This is a genomic window from Streptomyces sp. (genome assembly GCF_019510245.1).
Classification (GTDB): Bacteria; Actinomycetota; Actinomycetes; order Streptomycetales; family Streptomycetaceae; genus Streptomyces.
Genome location: NZ_JAEKKT010000160.1, coordinates 1 through 18610, shown reverse-complemented (window position 1 = coordinate 18610; position 18610 = coordinate 1). Strand labels below are relative to the sequence as shown.

Annotated in this window: 16 protein-coding genes and 1 pseudogene; 11 read left to right on the top strand and 6 right to left on the bottom strand. The window is 73.7% G+C overall.

Features of this window, described 5'->3' with window-relative positions; translation table 11 throughout:
- The first annotated feature begins 325 nt into the window (after positions 1-325).
- On the top strand, positions 326-898 hold the full coding sequence (locus JF597_RS30500) for a helix-turn-helix domain-containing protein (RefSeq protein ID WP_294002726.1): 573 nt from the start codon (positions 326-328) through the stop codon (positions 896-898).
- Between the two features lie 112 nt (positions 899-1010).
- Complete coding sequence (locus JF597_RS30495; RefSeq protein WP_366916465.1) at positions 1011-1721, top strand: helical backbone metal receptor; 711 nt, start codon at positions 1011-1013, stop codon at positions 1719-1721.
- On the opposite strand, the pseudogene JF597_RS30490 reads toward JF597_RS30495, so the two are convergent.
- Positions 1633-2751, bottom strand: a pseudogene (locus JF597_RS30490) (TDT family transporter). The gene JF597_RS30495 and the pseudogene JF597_RS30490 overlap by 89 nt on opposite strands.
- A gap of 70 nt (positions 2752-2821) precedes the next feature.
- Here JF597_RS30490 and JF597_RS30485 point away from each other — a divergent pair.
- A complete protein-coding gene (locus JF597_RS30485) occupies positions 2822-3742 on the top strand; it encodes a LysR family transcriptional regulator (RefSeq protein WP_294002724.1) in 921 nt (306 codons plus the stop codon).
- 455 nt (positions 3743-4197) lie between these two features.
- Here JF597_RS30485 and JF597_RS30480 read toward each other — a convergent pair whose 3' ends face one another.
- Together JF597_RS30480 and JF597_RS30475 are read right to left on the bottom strand one after the other, a co-directional pair.
- Entirely contained in the window at positions 4198-4890 is a 693-nt protein-coding gene (locus JF597_RS30480; RefSeq protein ID WP_294002722.1) for a gamma-glutamyl-gamma-aminobutyrate hydrolase family protein, read from the bottom strand.
- Positions 4891-4949: 59 nt separating this feature from the next.
- On the bottom strand, positions 4950-5684 hold the full coding sequence (locus tag JF597_RS30475) for an FCD domain-containing protein (RefSeq protein ID WP_294002720.1): 735 nt from the start codon (positions 5682-5684) through the stop codon (positions 4950-4952).
- A 108-nt stretch (positions 5685-5792) separates the two neighbouring features.
- On the opposite strand from JF597_RS30475, the gene JF597_RS30470 reads away from it, so the two are divergent.
- The 4 genes from JF597_RS30470 to JF597_RS30455 are packed head-to-tail and all read left to right on the top strand — an operon-like array spanning position 5793 to position 10179.
- A complete protein-coding gene (locus JF597_RS30470; protein WP_294002718.1) occupies positions 5793-7151 on the top strand; it encodes a glutamine synthetase family protein in 1359 nt (452 codons plus the stop codon).
- An 8-nt stretch (positions 7152-7159) separates the two neighbouring features.
- Positions 7160-8539 (top strand): aldehyde dehydrogenase family protein, encoded by a 1380-nt coding sequence (locus JF597_RS30465; protein ID WP_294002716.1) that lies wholly within the window; start codon positions 7160-7162, stop codon positions 8537-8539.
- Positions 8536-9327, top strand: a complete 792-nt coding sequence (locus tag JF597_RS30460) for a 3-oxoacyl-ACP reductase (protein WP_294002714.1) — start codon at positions 8536-8538, stop codon at positions 9325-9327. Before JF597_RS30465 ends, JF597_RS30460 begins: the two co-directional genes overlap by 4 nt.
- A gap of 48 nt (positions 9328-9375) precedes the next feature.
- On the top strand, positions 9376-10179 hold the full coding sequence (locus JF597_RS30455) for a DUF2510 domain-containing protein (RefSeq protein ID WP_294002790.1): 804 nt from the start codon (positions 9376-9378) through the stop codon (positions 10177-10179).
- Here JF597_RS30455 and JF597_RS30450 read toward each other — a convergent pair.
- Complete coding sequence (locus JF597_RS30450; protein ID WP_294002712.1) at positions 10176-11378, bottom strand: amino acid deaminase/aldolase; 1203 nt, start codon at positions 11376-11378, stop codon at positions 10176-10178. The genes JF597_RS30455 and JF597_RS30450 overlap by 4 nt on opposite strands.
- Before the next feature lie 1736 nt (positions 11379-13114).
- On the opposite strand from JF597_RS30450, the gene JF597_RS30445 reads away from it, so the two are divergent.
- Entirely contained in the window at positions 13115-14245 is a 1131-nt protein-coding gene (locus JF597_RS30445; RefSeq protein WP_294002710.1) for a hypothetical protein, read from the top strand.
- Positions 14242-15405, top strand: a complete 1164-nt coding sequence (gene mycP, locus JF597_RS30440) for a type VII secretion-associated serine protease mycosin (protein ID WP_294002708.1) — start codon at positions 14242-14244, stop codon at positions 15403-15405. Before JF597_RS30445 ends, mycP begins: the two co-directional genes overlap by 4 nt.
- Positions 15406-15529: 124 nt before the next feature.
- Here the strand turns inward: mycP and JF597_RS30435 are convergent, their stop codons facing one another.
- Positions 15530-16543 carry a serine hydrolase gene (locus JF597_RS30435; protein ID WP_294002706.1) on the bottom strand — a complete coding sequence of 338 codons (1014 nt, stop codon included), beginning with the start codon at positions 16541-16543 and terminating at the stop codon, positions 15530-15532.
- Positions 16544-16693: 150 nt separating this feature from the next.
- Here JF597_RS30435 and JF597_RS30430 point away from each other — a divergent pair, with 150 nt between their 5' ends.
- Positions 16694-17428, top strand: a complete 735-nt coding sequence (locus JF597_RS30430; RefSeq protein WP_294002703.1) for an SseB family protein — start codon at positions 16694-16696, stop codon at positions 17426-17428.
- Positions 17429-17435: 7 nt separating this feature from the next.
- Here the strand turns inward: JF597_RS30430 and JF597_RS30425 are convergent, their stop codons facing one another.
- Complete coding sequence (locus tag JF597_RS30425; RefSeq protein WP_217550395.1) at positions 17436-17810, bottom strand: DUF1844 domain-containing protein; 375 nt, start codon at positions 17808-17810, stop codon at positions 17436-17438.
- Between the two features lie 376 nt (positions 17811-18186).
- On the opposite strand from JF597_RS30425, the gene infC reads away from it, so the two are divergent.
- Positions 18187-18610, top strand: a 424-nt coding sequence (gene infC, locus JF597_RS30420) for a translation initiation factor IF-3 (protein WP_294002698.1), incomplete at its 3' end; no start/stop codon positions are given.

Here is an 18610-nt window from a genome sequence, read left to right as displayed (position 1 = left end):
GCCGGCCGGCTGAGTCCGCGCACCCCCGGGGGCAGCCGCGCCCTCGCCGGTCCGGCGGCCGCGCCGATCGCCGTCCCCGGCGGCCTTCCGGCACTCCTGGTCAGCGTGTTCATCCCGAAGGAGGAGCCCGCGCACGGTGAGCCCGGCGAGCTCGTGCACTGGCGCGAACTGTGAGGGTCGCGCTCACCGGACGTGACAGGGATGTGACGGCCGCCTGAAACGGTTTGCCGAACATGCGTAGGGTGCAGAGAACCCATCAGGAGGGGCCCGGCCGGAGCGGGGCACCCGAAGGACGGAACGACGAGCGAAGGAGGGAGCCGGAGCGATGGGCGACCACAAAGACCAGCAGCCCGTGCGGGTGGGCGCGGCAGTGCGGCGGCGCCGCCGTGCGCTGGAGCTCACCCTCGCCGTCGTCGCCGAACGCAGCGGCCTGTCGGTGCCCTTCCTGAGCCAGGTCGAGAACGACAGGGCCCGCCCCAGCCGCACCTCCCTGGAGAAGCTCGCCGACGCCCTGCGCACCACAGCCGTCGAACTCCTCGCCGCCGCCGACCCGGCGTGCAGCGTGGACGTCGTACGCGCCGAGGACGCCACCGAGCCGGACTTCGCGCCGCAGGTGCGTTCCCTGGTCCGCGGTCACCACCAGCTGCACGCCTCGGAGTTCACCGGCGACCACGACGCCGGCCGCGAATTCCAGCACCGTAATGACGAATTGATGTACGTCGCCGACGGCGCCGTGGAGGTCGAGGCCGAGGGCCGCGCCTACCGCCTCGGCCGCGGCGACACCCTCTACCTCACCGGCGGGGTCCGCCACCGCTGGCGCGCGACGGTCCCGGACACCAGGGTCGTCGTGGTGGCGGTGGCGGAACACATCGAGGCAGTCCACGATCGCCAGCGCTGACCTCCCCGGTTCCGAATCGCCCCACTCTCAGGCGCCCCGTACCGGAGCGCCGCGTCAGGGGCGCGAGGAACTGCGGGACAAGCCCCTGCGCACCCGCAGTGAGCCACGGCGCGTGGTCTCCCTCGTCCCCTCCCTCACCGAGGCGATCGCAGAGACGCTCCCGGAAGTCCTGGTCGGCGCCACCGACTGGTGCACGCACCCCGCCGGCCTCGGCATCACCCGCATCGGCGGCACCAAGAACCCCGCCCTCGACCGCATCCTCGCCCTCACCCCCGACCTGGTCATCGCCAACGAGGAGGAGAACCGCGCCCCCGACCTCGACGCCCTGCGCGCCGCCGGCGTGGAGGTCCTGGTCACGGAGGTGCGGGACGTACCGCAGGCCTTCCGTGAGCTGGCCAGGGTGCTGGCCGCGTGCGGGGCGTGCGGCCGCCCCGGCTGGCTGGACGAGGCGGAGCAGGCGTGGTCGGCACCGGTGCCCGAGCCCTCCGCCGCGGCGGTCGTGCCGATCTGGCGGCGGCCGTGGATGGTCCTCGGCAGGGACACCTTCGCGGGTGACGTGCTGGCCCGGCTGGGGGTCCGCAACCTCTTCGCCGACCACGCCGAGCGCTACCCGCGCATCCCGGTCGGGGAACTGCTCGACGCGGCCCCCGACCTGGTCGCCCTCCCGGACGAGCCCTACCGCTTCACGGCCGCCGACGGCCCGGAGGCGTTCCCCGGGCTGCCGTGCGCACTGCTCAGCGGACGGCACCTGACGTGGTACGGACCGTCACTGGCCGAGGCGCCACGCGTGCTGGGCGAGGCGCTGCGAGCAGCTCTCCGCTGAGCAGCCCGCGCACGGTGCCGGAGGCGGCCGCGAGCCAGCCGGCGACGAGCAGGCCGTACAGACCCACCGCCAGCCAGTGGCAGCCGGCGAGCCCGGTGTGCCGCCCGAGCGCGGCGGCGCCCGTGACGCAGGTGCCCACGGGGAAGGTGAAGGCCCATCACGTCATCGCGAACCGCATGCCGTGCCGTCGGGCGCGCACCACGTGCGCGGTCGCCAGCGCCAGCCACAGGAGCGCGAACCCCATGACCGGAACGCCATACAGCACGGCGAGGAGGCCGAAACCGGTCGCGTACGGTGCCGGCACGACCCCGGGGGCGAGGTCCGCGAAGGCACCCACCGCCGTCGTCGACTGCCCGAGCGGGCCCAGCACCAGGAAGATCGTCGGCGTCAGCGCGAGCGGCAGCGGGCCGCCGGTGACCAGCCGGGCGAAGACGAGCGTCAGCATCAGCAGCGTGGCCAGCAGGCTCAGCCCGAAGAGCGCGAAGCAGCCGTAGAGCAGGGCCGCACGGGGCTGGCCGGGCGGCAGATGCGGGACCAGCTGGGGCCCCAGCGCCGCCGAGACCATGGGCGCGACCAGCGGCAGCAGCCACGCCGGAGAGGCCTGACCGGGCTCGACCCGGTGCCGTACGGCCAGCAGGTACGGCACGGCGACGGCGGCCACGAGCCCCACCGCGGTACCGGCGGTGAACAGCACGGAGTCGAGCACGACGGCGGCCGGCTCGCCGATCCAGTCCCGCCCGAGGGCGAGGGCACCGCCGCCGACGGCCAGCAGGGCCATGGAGAGACAGCCGTAGAAGGGCGCGACCGCGGGGTCGCGGAGGTGGGCGAGGGCCTGGTCGCGGTGGCAGGTCCAGTGCAGGACACGGGCGACCAGCAGCACCAGGAGTTGCAGCAGGGACAGCGCCCAGACGGCGACGAAGAGCTCACGCGGGCCGCCGGCGCCGAGCGCGACGCCGCCGAGGGCGAGGGCCGCGGTGCCCATGACGGACGCGTACCAGTTGGGGCCGAGGTGACGGACTGCGGTGACCATGAGGCCACGGTCCCGCCGCTGTGGGCCCGCTACCAGGGAGTCGGTCTCTATGGGGGCATAAGCTGGTCTTATGAGCGAGACGGAGGAGCGGGCGGGCGGTGGCACGCTGGCGCACCGGGTGCCGGATCTCGGCGCGCTGGAGCTGCTGCTGGCCGTGGCGCGGCTGGGCAGTCTCGGGGCGGCGGCGCGGGAGGTCGGCATCACCCAGCCGGCGGCCAGCAGCCGGATCCGGTCCATGGAACGGCAGCTGGGCGTGGCCCTCGTCGACCGTTCACCGCGCGGCTCCCGGCTCACGGACGCGGGGGCGCTGGTGACCGACTGGGCGCGGCGGGTGGTGGAGGCGGCCGAGGCCTTCGACGCGGGCACCCAGGCGCTCCGGGACCGCCGTGACTCGCGGCTGCGGGTCGCGGCGAGCATGACCATCGCCGAGTACCTGCTCCCCGGCTGGCTGCTCGCGCTGCGCGCCCAGCGCCCCGACACGGCGGTGTCCCTGCTCGCCGGCAACTCGGCGGCGGTGGCGGAACGGCTGCTCGCGGACGAGGCGGACCTGGGCTTCGTGGAGGGCCTGACGGTCCCGCACGGCCTGGACTCGGCGGTGATAGCCCACGACCGCCTGATCGTCGTGGTCGCCCCCGCCCACCCCTGGGCCCGCCGCCGACGCCCGCTCGCCGCGGCGGAGCTGGCGGCCACCCCTCTCATCCTCCGCGAACGCGGCTCCGGCACCCGCCAGGTCCTCGACGCGGCCCTGGGCGGCCTGGCCCGCCCGCTGATCGAACTGTCCTCGACCACGGCCGTGAAGGCGTCGGCCGTCAGCGGCGCCGGCCCGGCGGTCCTCAGCGAACTCGCGGTGGGCGAGGAACTGGCGATGCGCCGCCTGGTCAGCATCCCACTGGAGGGCATCGCCCTACGCCGCGACCTACGAGCCGTCTGGCCAACAGGCCACCGCCCGACCGGCCCGGCCCGCGAACTCCTCTCCCTCACCCGCACCTGACCAACTCAGGGGGCTCCGCCCCCTGCACCCCCGAATCCCCCGCCCACCCACCACCCGACTCGGTTGCTCGAGAGGGAGAGTCCGAAAGAGCTCGGACGACTCGGTCACTTGAAGAGGAACGGTCTGAAAGACAGCCCGTCCGGGCGTCCGAGGGCGAAGGCGGGTCGGTGCTATCTCTCAGTCTGTTCGGGCGTCTGAGGGCGAAGGCCGGTCGGCGCTGTCTCTCAGTCTGTTCGGGCGTCTGAGGGCGAAGGCCGGTCGGTGCCACCTCTCGTCCTGTTCGAGCGTCTGAGGACGTAGGGCGGACGGCACCCCTCCAGCCCGTCCGGCGTTTGAGGACGAGGCCGTAGGCCGATGCGGGGGGCCGGGGGCGGCAGCCCCCGGAGCGGGCGGTCGAAGGGGGCCCACCCCCTGGAGGATGGGACGGGTAGGGGCGGCGGGGGCGGGAACGCCGGTCAGGACCCCGACGCTGCGGTGACCAGTGCTCGCATCACGCGCAGGTCCTCGCCCATCTCCGGATGCCACTGGACGCCGAGGACCCAGCCGCGCACGGCGGGCAGTTCGACCGCCTCGACCGTGCCGTCCGCCGCGTACGCAGACGCGACCAGGCCGTCGCCGAGGCGGTCCACCGCCTGGTGGTGGAAGGTGGGGACCGAGGTCTCCTCCGGGACCGTCTCGGCGTACCGCGTCCCGGGGACCGGCTTCACCTCATGGCGGCCGAAGACCCCCGGCACCTCCGCATGCCCCTCGATGTGCTGGACCAACGTGCCCCCGAGGGCGACGTTCAGCAGCTGCATGCCCCGGCAGATGCCGAGCAGCGGGACGTGCGCGGCCAGCGCCGCGTCGATGAGGGCCAGTTCCCAGGCGTCCCGGGCGCGGGCGGGGCGCCCGGTACGGGGGTCGGGCTCGGCGCCGTAGCGGACCGGCTCCACGTCCGGGCCGCCCGCGATCACCAGGCCGTCCAGCCGGGCCACCGTCGCCGCCGCGTGCTCCGGGGCGTCCGGCGGCAGCATGGCCGCCAGGCCGCCGGCCCGCTGGACCAGCCGTGGGTAGCCGGCCGGCAGCAGGGCCGCCTCCAGCTCCCAGACGCCCCAGCGCGTCCCGGCCTCCAGGTATGTGCTCACGCCGATCAGCGGCCGTCCGGTCATGGACCCCTCCCGAGTCACAAAGGTGTGCGTGCGTACCTTTATGGCATGCCCGTGGGCCGTCACGCCAGGAAGCCCCGCAGCAGCGCCGCCGTCCCCGCGCAGTGCTCCCGCATCATCTCCCGCGCGCCGTCCGCGTCCCCGTCTAGCACCGCCTCCACCAGCGCGATGTGCTGGCGCTGCGAGTGTTCCAGGTTGCGGACCAGGAGCGGGATGCAGTCGAGGAGGTCGTTGACCGTGGCCCGTACGGCCGCGTACTGGGCGGTGAGGGAGGGGGAGCCGCACAGTTCGGCGAGCGTCAGGTGCAGCAGGGTGTCGAGGCGGCGGTAGTCCGCCAGCGGTGCCTCGTGGGTGCGGGCCAGCGCCTCGCGGAGGCGGAGGGTCTGCTCGCCGCTCAGGCCATGGGACGCGCACAGGCCCGCCGCGCCCACCTCCAGGACCTCCCGGAAGCGCAGCACGTCCTCGATGTCGACCTCGGTGATCCGGCGCCGCAGTTCGTCCTCGCCGCCGGCGTCCGTGCGCGGCAGCACGAACGTGCCGCCGTACCGTCCGCGCCGGGACTCCACCAGTCCCTGGTCCTGGAGCACCTTCAGCACCTCGCGCAGCGTCACCCGGCTGATCCCGAGCCGCTCCGCCAGCACCCGCTCCGCGGGCAGCCGCTCGCCGCCCGGGACCAGGCCGAGCCGGACGACCTGCAGGATCTGCTCCAGCGCCTCCTCGAAGCCGTTGCCCGCCCGCACCGGTCGCAGCACCGGAGTCAACGGGTCGTCGAGGGCGCCGTCCGTGTCCGGCGACATATGGCCGTACCCCCTTCCCAAGCAATGGTTCTGTTCAATACCTTAGAGCTCCCCGCCCGGCCGCAGAAGCGCAGCAGCACCATCGCGAAAGAAGCCGAAGGAGCTCCCGTGGCAGACCGCACACCCCCGCTGAGCGTCGAGGAGCTGCACACCCTCGTCGCGAGCGGCGAGATCGACACTGTCGTCCTGGCCTTCCCCGACATGCAAGGGCGGTTGCAGGGCAAGCGGTTCGCCGCCCGCTTCTTCCTCGACGAGGTCCTGCGGCACGGCACCGAGGGCTGCAACTACCTCCTCGCCGTCGACACCGAGATGAACACCGTCGACGGCTACGCCATGTCCTCCTGGGACCGCGGCTACGGCGACTTCGCCATGCACCCCGACCTCGCCACCCTCCGCCGCGTGCCCTGGAACGCGGGCACGGCGATGCTCATCGCCGACCTCGCCTGGAACGACGGCTCCCCGGTCGTCGCCGCGCCCCGGCAGATACTCCGCCGCCAGCTGGAGCGCCTCGCCGAACTCGGCTACACCGCACAGGTCGGTACGGAGCTGGAGTTCATCGTGTTCAAGGACACCTACGAGGCGGCCTGGGACGCGAACTACCGGGGGCTGACCCCGGCCAACCAGTACAACATCGACTATTCGGTGCTCGGGACCGGACGGATCGAGCCCCTGCTGCGCCGGATCCGCAACGAGATGGCGGGGGCGGGGCTGACCGTCGAGTCCGCCAAGGGCGAGTGCAACCCCGGTCAGCACGAGATCGCCTTCCGCTACGACGAGGCCCTCGTCACCTGCGACCAGCACGCCGTCTACAAGACCGGCGCCAAGGAGATCGCGGCCCAGGAGGGCGTCTCCCTCACCTTCATGGCCAAGTACAACGAGCGGGAGGGCAACTCCTGCCACATCCACCTGTCGCTGACGGACGCGGACGGCGCCAACGTGTTCAGCGACGGGCCCGGCATGTCCGACGTGATGCGGCACTTCCTCGCCGGCCAGCTCGCCGCCCTGCGCGACTTCTCGCTCCTCTACGCCCCCAACATCAACAGCTACAAGCGGTTCCAGCCGGGCTCCTTCGCCCCCACCGCCGTCGCCTGGGGCCAGGACAACCGGACCTGTGCGCTGCGCGTCGTCGGCCACGGCCGCTCGCTGCGCTTCGAGAACCGGCTGCCCGGCGGCGACGTCAACCCGCACCTCGCCGTCGCCGGCCTGGTCGCGGCCGGGCTGTACGGCATCGAGCAGCAGCTGGAACTCCCCGAGCCCTGCCCCGGCAACGCCTACACCGCCGACTTCGCCCACGTCCCCACCACCCTCCGCGAGGCCGCCGAGCTCTGGGAGAACAGCCCCGTCGCCAAGGCCGCCTTCGGCGACGAGGTCGTCGCGCACTACCGCAACATGGCCCGCGTCGAACTGGAGGCCTTCGACGCCGCGGTGACCGACTGGGAGCTGCGCCGCTCCTTCGAACGCATGTGAGGCACCCCTTGTCGCAACAGTACGAACTCGACGTCCTCAACCCGGCCACGGAGGAGGTGATCGCGACCGTCCCGGGGGCCGTGGCGGAGGACATCGACACCGCCGTACGACGGGCCGCGCGCGCCCAGGAACGCTGGGCCGCCCTCGCCCCCGGCGAGCGGGCCCGGCTGCTGCGCCGGTTCGCCGTCGCCGTCGACGAACACCGGGAGGAACTGGCCCGGTTGGAGGTCCGGGAGGCCGGGCACACCATCGGCAACGCCCGCTGGGAGGCCGGCAACGTCCGCGACCTGCTCGACTACGCGGCAGGGGGAGTGGAACGGCTAACCGGCCGTCAGATCCCGGTCCCCGGCGGCCTCGACGTCACCCTTCTCGAACCCCTCGGGGTCGTCGGCGTCATCGCCCCCTGGAACTTCCCCATGCCCATCGCGGCCTGGGGTACCGCCCCCGCCCTCGCCGCCGGCAACGCGGTGATCCTCAAGCCCGCCGAGACGACCCCGCTCACCGCCCTCCGCCTGGCCGAACTCGCCCTGGCCGCAGGCCTCCCGGAACACCTCTTCCAGGTGCTCCCCGGCCGCGGCGACATCGCCGGCGAGGCCCTGGTCCGCCACCCCGGCGTCGCCAAGATCGTGTTCACCGGCTCCACCCGGATCGGCAGGCGCATCATGGCGCTCTGCGCCGACCAGGTGAAGCGCGTGACCCTCGAACTCGGCGGCAAGAGCCCCAACCTCGTCTTCGCCGACGCCGACATCGAGGCCGCCGCGGCCGCCGCCCCGATGTCCTTCCTGGACAACTCCGGCCAGGACTGCTGCGCCCGCACCCGCATCCTCGTCCAGCGCGCGGTCCACGACCGTTTCGTCGAACTCCTCGCCCCCGCCGTCGAGTCGGTCACCGTCGGCGACCCGGCCGACGAGCGGACGGACATGGGCCCGCTGATCTCCAAGGCCCAGCTGGAACGGGTCCGTTCGTACGTCGACGCGGACGCGCTCGGCATCCGCGGCAAGGCCCCCGAGGGCCCCGGCTTCTGGTTCCCGCCGACCGTCCTCACCGGCGTCGACCCGCACGCGCGCGTGGCCGCCGAGGAGGTCTTCGGACCGGTCGCCGTCGTCATCCCGTTCGAGGACGAGGCCGACGCGATCCGGCTCGCCAACGACACCGACTACGGCCTCTCCGGCTCGATCTGGACCCGTGACGTGGGCCGCGCCCTGCGCGTCTCCCAGGCCGTCAAGGCCGGCAACCTGTCCGTCAACTCCCACTCCAGCGTCCGCTACTGGACCCCCTTCGGCGGCTTCAAGCAGTCGGGGATCGGCCGCGAGCTCGGCCCGGACGCCCTCACCGCCTTCACCGAAACCAAGAACGTCTTCATCAGCACGGAAGGCCCCGCACAGTGACCGCTGAGACCCCTGACATCGTCTGCCGCCGGCTCGTCGGCCGTACCGCCGTCATCACCGGAGCCGGCAGCGGCATCGGCCTCGCCACCGCACGTCGGCTGGCCTCCGAGGGCGCCCACGTCGTCTGCGGCGACGTCGACGAGACCCGCGGCAAGGCCGCCGCGGAGGAGGTCGGCGGCCTCTTCGTGAAGGTCGACGTCACCGACGCCGAGCAGGTCGAGGCCCTGTTCAAGACGGCCTTCGACACCTACGGCAGCGTCGACATCGCCTTCAACAACGCCGGTATCTCGCCGCCCGACGACGACTCCATCCTGGAGACGGGACTCGAGGCCTGGAAGCGCGTCCAGGAGGTCAACCTCACCTCCGTCTACCTGTGCTGCAAGGCCGCCATCCCCTACATGCGGCAGCAGGGCAGGGGCTCCATCATCAACACGGCGTCCTTCGTGGCCCGGATGGGCGCGGCGACGAGCCAGATCTCCTACACCGCCTCCAAGGGCGGGGTCCTGGCCATGTCCCGGGAACTGGGCGTGCAGTTCGCCCGCGAGGGCATCCGCGTGAACGCGCTCTGCCCCGGACCGGTCAACACCCCCCTCCTCCAAGAGCTGTTCGCCAAGGACCCCGAGCGGGCCGCCCGCCGCCTGGTGCACATCCCGCTCGGCCGGTTCGCCGAGGCCGAGGAGATCGCCGCCGCCGTCGCCTTCCTGGCCAGCGACGACTCCTCCTTCGTCAACGCCAGCGACTTCCTGGTGGACGGCGGGATCTCTGGGGCGTACGTCACGCCCCTCTAGGAGTCCGTGTACCGATCCCCACCCCCGTCCTACAGTGCGGGAGTGAGCATGACGCCGCCGCCCGGCTGGTACGCCGACCCCGAGGCCCCGCACCTGGAGTGCTGGTGGGACGGACGGGCCTGGACCGAGCACCGGCGCACCCCCTCCGGCCTCCCCGCGCCGCCGAACCCGGCGGCGCGGGCGTCCGGACGGGCCAAGGCGGTCGCGCTGATATCCGCCGCGGCCGTGCTGGCGACGGCGATAGTCTCCGGCGCCACCGTGCTCCGCACCGACGAGGCGAGCGGCAGAGCCGGCACCACGGTCCGCGCCGCCCCCAGCGCGGCGGCGCCCCCGTCCCTCGTCGTCGACCAGCTCAACGGCATCACCCTGCCGGTGCCGGCCGGCTGGACCGGCTCCTCGTACCTCGCCCAGGACGACGTCGTGATGACCACCGACGGCACCTACGCCTGCCCGGCCCACACCGGCCGGTGCCGCCACGGCCAGGTCATCAGCCGTACGGCGGGCAGCGCCGACGGCGTCTCCCCGCGCACCGTCGCCGAACGGGACGTACCCGACGCGGCCGAGGCCGCCTACGGCCGCGATCCCGGCGGCCGCCGGCCCTTCGGCGGCATCCGGTCCCACCAGGTCGTCAAGTCCGGACGGGTCGCGGTGGCGGGCCGCGACGGCTACCTGGTCCGCTGGTGGGTACGGACCGCCGAGGGACCGGGCGGCTACGTCCAGTCCGTGGCCTTCCCGTCCGGCACCGGCCTCCCGGCCCCGGTCGTCGTCCGGTTCGTCTTCGACGCGGGCCCGGACGGACCGCCGCTGTCCGACATGGACGAGATCACCAGCGGTATCCGTCCGGTCGGTTAGAGGAAGGTGTGACCTTCGCCCCGGTACGTCGGTACCGTCGCCGTCACACGGTCGCCCTCGACCAGCTGCAACTCGGCGAACCGTTCGCACAGTTCACCCGCCTTGGCGTGCCGGAACCACACCTTGTCGCCGATCAGCAGATCGTCCGCCGCCGAGCCGAGCAGCGGGGTCTGCACCTCGCCGGGGCCCTCCTGGGCGTCGTACGACAGCCCCTCCGGGAGGTACGGCACCGGGAGCCGGTCCGGGCCCGCGGCGCCCGAGGCCGGGTAGCCGCCGCCGAGGACGGTCACGACCCCCACACCCGGACGCCGTACCACCGGCATGGCGAAGAGCGCGGCCGGACGGCCGGTGAACGACGTGTAGTTGTCGAAGAGACGCGGCACGTACAGGCCCGACCCGGCCGCTATCTCGGTGACCGCGTCCTCCGCCGCCGTGGTCTGCACGCTGCCGGTGCCGCCGCCGTTGACGAACTCCAGGTCCGGTGCCACGGCCCGGACCGCCCGCACCACCGCGCCGCGCCGCTCGGCCAGCTCACGGCGGGCGGTGGCCTGCATCAGCCGCACCGCGCGGGAGCGCAGCGGCCGGCCGGCGACATCGTCCCCGACCCCGGCGATGTGCCCCTCGTACCCCATGATCCCGACCAGTTTGAAGCCCGGCCGCCGGACCACGGTGCGCGCCAGGTCGGCGAGCTGGGCGGGGGAGTACAGCGGCGAACGCCGGGCCCCGACCCGCACCCGGCCCCCGAACAGCTTCAGCGAGGTGTCCAACTCCAGGCAGACCCGGATCACTTCGCCACCGCCGTCCCGGGCTCCGTCGATCAGGTCGAGGTGCGCCGGGTCGTCGATCATCACGGTCACGGCGGCGGCCAGCTTCGGATCGGCGGCCAGCTCGGCGTACGCGTTCCGGTCGGCGGACGGATACGCCAGCAGGACGTCGTCGAACCCCGACCGTGCCAGCCACAGCGACTCCGCGAGCGTGAACGACATGATCCCCGCGAAACCGTCCTTCGCGAGCACCCGTTCCAGCAGGTGGCGGCAGCGCACGGACTTGCTCGCGACCCGGATCGGCTTGCCGCCGGCCCGGCGCACGAGGTCGTCCGCGTTGGCGTCGAAGGCCTCCAGATCAACGATCGCGAGAGGGGCGTCCAGATGGGCGGTGGCCCGGTCGTAACGGGCCCGGTCGGCGGCGCGCGCAGTCATGAACGAAGCCTGCCAGACAGGATTACCGCAGGGTAGGGGGACGATCCGGGCAGATGCCGCGGGCCCGCGGACTGGTTGCCGTTCGCGCTCGCACAACCCGTAGAGTGACGCGCACGTACGGCGGAACGTCCCGGCCGCCTGACCCGCGCCGGGATGCGGATCCGCGCGTACGGGTATGCCTGCCCGGAGGCGGACGCCTTCGCGCCGGGTAGCACGACGGCCCGTACGAGGAGTTGGCCCGGGCACGAGGAAACGGGGGGCGCATGAGCGGCGAAGCGCGGCACGCCCCGATCCCACGACGCCCCTCACCCGACCACACCCCGGCGGAGCCGCCCGGGAAGCCCGCGACAGCGCCCGACGGGACCTGGCCGGGCGACGGTGGTTCCGGCCGCGGCGATGTCCCGGACCCGGCGGGCGCGTCCCGCCGGGCGGACCGGCCCGGGTTCTTCGACCGGCCGTCCCGGATGAACCGGTCGCAGCGGCCGGACGTATCCACGGGCGGGGGCGGGGCCACCGGGCAGGACCAGCTGCCGGAACGGCCCGGCGGGCAGCAGAGTCGTGATGGCCGGACGAGTCGGGGCGGTGCGGTGGGGCAGGTCGAGCAGGGTGCGGGGGACCGGGCTGTCGGCCGTTCGACGTCCGCCGAACGCATCGTCCGGCCCCGCCACCCCGGCCTCCGGCCGCCACAGGGCCAGCCGCCCCAGGACGCCTCCACCGCATCCCCGCCGCCACCACCGGCCTCGGCCCGCTTCCCGGACACACCTCCGGCGCCTGCTGGCCGGGAGCCCGGGGGCCGGGCGGTGCCGCGGACGCCGTCGGCGCTCTTCGGTGGGGAGACCGAGCTACGGGGGCCGTCGGCGTCCTCGGACCGGGAGCCCGGCCACGCTGTGCCGCCCGCGTCCTCCGGGCGGGAGACCGGGCGGACCGCGCCGTTCCGGCTGTCGTACGGTTCGGGCCCGTCGCCGCGGCGCGCGGATTCCGGGTCGCAACCGACCGCCCCGCCGCGCCCCCTTCGCGCGGCGACGGAACCGGAGCCGTCGTCGGACGAGCGGCGCGGCGCCGCTGGGCCGTCGGCTGCGCGTCCGGGTACGGGCACGCCGTCCGCACCCTCCGGCGAGCCCACCGGGGGTACGTCCGGCGGGGCCGAGCCGAGACGGCCCGAACCGCCGCGCGGCGACTACCCGACCAGCGCCGTCGGCGCGCAGGACTCGGGCAGCGCGTGGAGCCCGCACATGCGGACGTTCCCCGTCCCGACCGCCCCGCCACGCCCCACGGCGCCCCCGAAGGCGCCCCCACCGCCACCCCGGCCGACCCAGCCTCCGTCCGCCGGCGCGCCACCGCGCCCGCCGGCCGCCCCGACGGCAGGTACCCCACCGCGTCCGACCGCCCCTCCGCCGGCCGGCACCCCCGCGCGTCCCGCGGATCCTCCGCAGACGGGCACCGCACCGCCTCCGGCGGGGCGAGCGTCGACCGGTGTTCCCTCGCGTCCTGCGGGGTCTGCTGTCTCCGACGGTTCGTCGCGTTCGGCGAGCGTTCCTTCGCGTCCTGCGGGGTCTGCCGTGTCCGACGGTTCGTCGCGTTCGGCGAGCGTTTTTCCGCGTCCCGTGGGGTCTGCCGTCTCCGATGGCCCTTCGCGTCCGGGGAGCGCTCCGGTGCCCGGTGCTCCGCCGCGTCCGGCGGGACCTCCGGCGGCCGGTGCACCGGGGGGTGAGGCGCCGCCTCGGCCGGGTGGCCCGGTGGCCTCCGGTTCGCAGCGTCCGGCGGGGCTCCAGGAGAGCGGTGCCCGGACGCGTCCCGACGCCGCGCAGGCCACCGGTACGGCGTTCCCGGCCGTCGACGGGCCCGCACGGTCGGCGGCGGGAGCGCCGCCGCGGCCCTCGGCCGCTCCGGCCCCGGCCCGTCCGGGCTCCGCCACCGTGCCGCCCGTCGCCTCCACTCCCGTTCCGCCTTCCTACCGCGACACCGCCCTGCCGCCGCACCCCTTCGGCCTCGCCCCGGACCCCTCGATGTCCTGGACCTCCGCGGGAACTCCCGGCCGCGAGCGGCCCGTTGTGACCTTCGGTGAGCCCGAGGGGTACGACGAGCGGGGGCGGGGGCTGTCGTTGGCCGGTCGCGTGGCGCCTCGTACCGCCGCTGCCGCCGCCTGCATGGTCCTCGGCCTCGGCCTCATCGGCGGCGCTGTGACCGGCGGCTGGATCGTCGACGACGGCGGCGACGCGGGCGCGGCGACCACCTTCAGCTCCGCCTCCGGCCTCTGGCACAACGTGCCCGTCGACGAGCTGTTCCCGCGCACCGTGCAGGGCACCGGCGCCGGCCCCGGCGGAGCCGACCGCACCTGGACCCGGATCGCGGTCGCCCCGGCCACCGGCTGCACCGACGCCTTCGACCCGCTGCTGCGCAAGGCCCTCGCGCCCGTCGGCTGCCGGCGCCTGATCCGCGCCACCTACACCGACGCCACCCAGAGCTACGTGACGACCGTGGGCCTGCTGTTCACGAAGGCCGACCCGGCCGGTATGACCGCCCTCGCCAAGCGGTTCACGAGCGAGCGCCTGGACCGCCGTACCGACCTGCTGCCCCTCCCGTACGCCGCGAAGGACACCGCCGCCGAACGGTTCGGCCCGCACCAGCGCGCCTCCTGGACGATCTCCGTGCTCACCGACGCCCCGGTCGTCGCCTACGCCGTCTCCGGCTGGGCCGACGGCCGTACCGTCGACACCCCGCAGTCCGCCGCCGACGCCGAGGCGTCCGGCGCCACCACGGCCGCGGCCCAGGCCGGCCTCGGCAACGAGGCGCAGGGCCTGGCCGACCGCATCGAACGACGACTGCGCCAGAACATCTCAGGACCGGCAACGGAGACGCCCTCATGAAGCGCCGTGCGACCGGGGCCGCCGTGAGCCTGCTGCTGGCCGGCTCGCTCGCCCTGCTGCCGAGCACGACCGCGTACGCGGACAGCATCCGCGCCCAGCAGTGGGGCCTGTCCGCGCTGCACCTCGACGAGGCGTGGCGGACCACCAAGGGCAGGGGCATCACCGTCGCCGTCCTGGACACCGGTGTCGAGGCCGACCACCCGGACCTCGTCGGCAACGTCCTGGCCGCCAAGGACATGATCGGCTTCGGCGCCGGGCCGGGTGACCGCGACTGGGCCCGGCACGGCACCGCCATGGCCGGCATCATCGCCGGTCACGGCCACGGCGTCGGCAACGGCGACGGCGTGATGGGGGTCGCGCCCGAGGCCAGGATCCTCCCCGTCCGGGTCATCCTCGAAGACGGGGACAGCGCCCGCGCCAAGGCCCGCTCCACCCGGGGCGACGCCCTCGCCGAGGGCATCCGCTGGGCCGCCGACCACGGCGCCGACGTCATCAACCTCTCCCTCGGCGACGACTCCGACTCCGCGCACCCCGAGCCCAGCGAGGACGAGGCCATCCAGTACGCCCTGAAGAAGGACGTCGCGGTCGTCGCCTCGGCCGGCAACGGCGGCGACAAGGGCGACCACATCTCCTATCCGGCCGCCTACCCGGGCGTCATCGCCGCCACCGCGGTGGACAAGTTCGGCACCCGCGCCGGCTTCTCCACCCGCCGCTGGTACGCCACGATCAGCGCGCCCGGCGTCGACATCGTCATCGCCGACCCGGACCACAAGTACTACGAGGGCTGGGGGACGAGCGCCGCCTCCGCCTTCGTCTCCGGTGCCGTGGCCCTGGTGAAGGCCGCCCACCCCGGGCTCACCCCCGCCCAGATCAAGAAACTGCTGGAGGACACCGCCCGCGACGCCCCGGCCGGCGGCCGCGACGACTCCCGCGGCTTCGGCATGATCGATCCGGCGGCCGCCATCAAGGCCGCGGCCAGGCTGAAGACGCAGAACCTGACGTCGGCTTCCTACCGCAAGAAGTACTTCGGCCCCGGCCCGGACGCGGAGGAGAAGACGACCAGCGCGACGGACTGGGCGGCCCCGCTGGCCGGCGGCTCGGGCGGCGTCCTGCTGGTGGCGGCGGTGGTGCTCTGGAGAGGCCGCCGCAGGGCTGTCTGACTCGCCCATCCTCGAAACGCCCCGCAGGGGGTGCTGGGGGTACCCCCGGCCGAAGGCTGGGGGAGGAACTGCGCGACCGGTCCCACCGGGCCTGCACTCGCCCGCGAACCCCCGACCCCTCCCCTTACTGCGAAGCCGAAGCCGAAGCCGACGCGGACCCGGAAGAAGCGTCAGCCTCCGTGAAGGAACCCACCGCCGCCTTCGCCGCCGCCTCCACCAGGGCAATCCCCTTCGCCTGGCTCACGGTCCCCTTCGACAGCACGGTCACCAGATAGTCCGTGCCGCCCACCGTCACCCGCCCGATGCTGTTGACGTCCCACAACCCGGTCGTGCTCCGCGCCAGCCACCCGTTCTTCAGCGCGCACTCCGAACCGTCGGCGGCGGCCGACACCCCCCACCGCTGGTCCGACTCGACCGTCTTCATCAACCGCTGGACATACGCCCGCGAGGCCTCGCTCAGCATCGAGTCGTCCCCGAACACCTGCTGGAGCAGCGTGACCTGATCGGCCGCGGTGGTCTGCGTCAGCCCCCACAGCGCCCCGTCGCCCCCCTCGGTCGACGTCAGCCCGAACCGCTTGTTCGCGGCGTCCAGGCCCGCCGCCTTGCCGATGACGCCCCACAGTTGGGACGCCGACGTGTTGTCGCTGTTCTCGATCATCTTCGTGGCGTACGCCTTCTCCGTCGCCGTCAGATGCCGGCCGGCGTCCTGCGCCTGGAGCAGCAGCGTCGCCAGGATGTCGACCTTGACGATGCTCGCGGTGTCGAAGGCCGTGTCGCCGTGGACCGCGCTGTCACCGGAGTCGAGGTCGAGGACGGCCGCCGAGACCTTCGCCGCGGAGGGCACGGTCACCTTCGCCAGCGCCGAGGTCAGCAGCGCGTCCCGGTCCACGGCCGGCTCCGTCACGGGTTCCACCGATGCCTCCCCACTCGCCGAGGCCGATGCCGAGGAGGACGGCGCCGGCGACGCCGCCGAGGATACGGCGTCGTCGCGCGCGTGCGCCTTCACGTACACGGTCCCCGCGGCGGTGGCACCGACGACGGCGACCGTGGCGAGCGAGACGTAGAGGAGGGCCCGGCGCCGGGGCCGGGAGCGGCGCCGGGCCCGGCGGGATCCTGGGGTGGCTCTGGGGGAGTCCATGCCCGCGATGCTCGGGGCGGGGACTGTGCGAGCCGTTTGCCGGACGTTAGAAGTAGGTCAGGGAAATCTGAGATTCCCGTGAAAGCCGTGTCGTCGCGGTTTCGGGGGCCGCACAACCGCAGCAGGATCCCACCGATAGGGTCGGGGACCGTGGCGAACAAGAACATTCCCGACTCCGGCTACTCCGACGACGACGGCTCCGCCGACCCACGGCTGGCCGCCGCGCTGGCCGCCTGGGCCGAGGACCGAAGCGCCGTCGCGCCGGTCCTGGAGGCGCTGAAGGGCGCCCGGCTCCTGGTCCCGGTGGTCGCGGTGCTCGGCGAGGTCGAGGAGGACGAGCACGGGCTGCGCCGCGAGAAGACCAGCGACATGGCCGTCCCCACCCTGAAGGCGGGCCGCCGCACCGCGCTGCCGGCCTTCACCTCCACCGAGTCGCTGGCCCGCTGGGACCCGGCGGCCCGGCCGGTCGCCGTACCCCTGCACCAGGCGCTGCAGGCCGCCGCGCACGAGAAGGCCGACACGGTGGTGCTCGACCTGTCGGGGCCGGTGCCGTTCGAGCTGACCGGTGCCGCGCTGCTCGCCCTCGCCGAGGGGCGTACGACCGCCGACCCGCTCGCCGACCCGGCCGTGGTCGGGGCCGTCCGGGCCGCCGTGGCCGCCGAGCCCGCCGTGGTCCGCGCCCACCTCGGGCCCGGTGCGGCCGACGGGACGCTGGCGCTGGTCCTCGACCCGGCCGCGGCGCCGCCCGCCGAGGCCGCCCGGGCGGTCGCCGAGCGGCTCGCCGCCGACGAGACACTGCGGGCCCGCCTGGTGCGCGGCCTCGACCTGGCACTGCTGCCGGCCGGGACCACGCCTCCGGGCGAGCCCTTGTACGTAAGAGACTGAGCGGCGGCTAGCCGTAGACGGGGCCGGTGTACTTCTCGCCGGGGCCCTGGCCGGGCTCGTCGGGGACGATCGAGGCCTCGCGGAAGGCCAGCTGGAGCGACTTCAGGCCGTCCCGCAGCGGGGCCGCGTGGAACGAGCTGATCTCGGTCGCGGACGCGTCGAGCAGCCCGGCGAGGGCGGTGACCAGCTTGCGGGCCTCGTCCAGGTCCTTGTACTTGTCCCCCTCCTCGGTCAGACCGAGCTTCACGGCCGCGGCGCTCATCAGGTTGACGGCGACCGTCACGATCACCTCGACCGCGGGGACCTCGGCGATGTCGCGGGTCATCTCGTCGAAGTCGGGCTGCCCGGCGTCACCGGGGCCGGGAAGGGGCGTCTCACTCATGCCCCACACGATAGGCGCAGGGGTGCGGAGGCTCTCACCTAGCCCCAGGTCGTCTCAATTAGCCCTGTCCCGGCTTTGCTGCTAGCCTTGTCTGACGACCGGCCGGACGGGTATGCCTCACAGCTAGCCGACCCGGCCCACAAGTGGAGGCTTCGAACTCCCACCTGACTGCCCCCGGGGCGGCGGGTCACCGGTCAGACGGTCGCTTCGCCGTTCACGGCGACGGCGTTCCGTCCGATTCTGCGCCCCGCGATCCTCGCGGCGGTGTTCCGGTAGTTCGAGGAGCCCCGCCTGTGATCGTCCGGGGCATTTTTTCTGCTTCGGTGCGGTTAGGTCTTACGGAAACAGACGTTACGCGGCTGCCCGCCAGGCTGTCGTGTGGTGCTACCGAGGAGGATCCATCAGCACCGAGCCCCGCATCAACGACCGGATTCGCGTTCCCGAGGTGCGACTTGTCGGTCCCAGCGGCGAGCAGGTCGGGATTGTCCCGCTTGCCAAGGCGCTGGAGCTTGCGCAGGAGTACGACCTGGACCTGGTCGAGGTCGCGGCGAACGCCCGTCCGCCCGTGTGCAAGCTCATGGACTACGGGAAGTTCAAGTACGAGTCGGCCATGAAGGCCCGTGAGGCGCGCAAGAACCAGGCGCACACGGTCATCAAGGAAATGAAGCTCCGGCCGAAGATCGACCCGCACGACTATGACACCAAGAAGGGTCACGTCGTCCGGTTCCTCAAGCAGGGCGACAAGGTCAAGATCACGATCATGTTCCGTGGTCGCGAGCAGTCCCGGCCCGAGCTGGGCT

Coding starts and splice junctions, on each gene's coding strand:
- JF597_RS30500 (WP_294002726.1), top strand. CDS start 326: ATGGGCGACCACAAAGACCAGCAGCCCGTGCGGGTGGGCGCGGCAGTG.
- JF597_RS30485 (WP_294002724.1), top strand. CDS start 2,822: ATGAGCGAGACGGAGGAGCGGGCGGGCGGTGGCACGCTGGCGCACCGG.
- JF597_RS30480 (WP_294002722.1), bottom strand. CDS start 4,890: ATGACCGGACGGCCGCTGATCGGCGTGAGCACATACCTGGAGGCCGGG.
- JF597_RS30475 (WP_294002720.1), bottom strand. CDS start 5,684: ATGTCGCCGGACACGGACGGCGCCCTCGACGACCCGTTGACTCCGGTG.
- JF597_RS30455 (WP_294002790.1), top strand. CDS start 9,376: ATGACGCCGCCGCCCGGCTGGTACGCCGACCCCGAGGCCCCGCACCTG.
- JF597_RS30450 (WP_294002712.1), bottom strand. CDS start 11,378: ATGACTGCGCGCGCCGCCGACCGGGCCCGTTACGACCGGGCCACCGCC.
- mycP (WP_294002708.1), top strand. CDS start 14,242: ATGAAGCGCCGTGCGACCGGGGCCGCCGTGAGCCTGCTGCTGGCCGGC.
- JF597_RS30435 (WP_294002706.1), bottom strand. CDS start 16,543: ATGGACTCCCCCAGAGCCACCCCAGGATCCCGCCGGGCCCGGCGCCGC.
- JF597_RS30425 (WP_217550395.1), bottom strand. CDS start 17,810: ATGAGTGAGACGCCCCTTCCCGGCCCCGGTGACGCCGGGCAGCCCGAC.